General features: G+C 60.0%; 1 pseudogene. It reads right to left on the bottom strand.

Annotation, left to right across the window (positions count from 1 at the left end):
• Nucleotides 1-255 (bottom strand): annotated as a pseudogene (locus tag AC5IJH_RS18330) (glycosyltransferase); the annotation flags it as partial.

The raw sequence follows: 255 nt of genomic DNA, 5'->3' as shown, positions 1-255 counted from the left end.
CGCTGCTGCGACGTATGGTAGTGGCGCACCTGCAACTCGCCAAGGAGACCGATCGCGAGCATCTGAATGCCCGCGAGTATGAGCACACCGGCGACAACGAAAAGGGGTCCATGCTGATCCATCACATGCTGGTGAGTGAACAGCTTCAGCCCCGCGAGGAACATCGAGACCAGCCCACCGAACAGAATGCTGAGCGCGCCGAAGGACCCGAAGAAGTGCAGCGGCCGCGTCATGTATTTGAGCAGGAAGCGGATC

This window comes from Candidatus Dedyshia acidiphila, assembly GCF_051025295.1.
In the GTDB taxonomy this organism is placed as follows: domain Bacteria; phylum Acidobacteriota; class Terriglobia; order Terriglobales; family Acidobacteriaceae; genus KBS-83.
The sequence above is the reverse complement of the archived record's forward strand: the minus strand, read 5'-3'. Positions and strand labels throughout refer to the sequence as shown.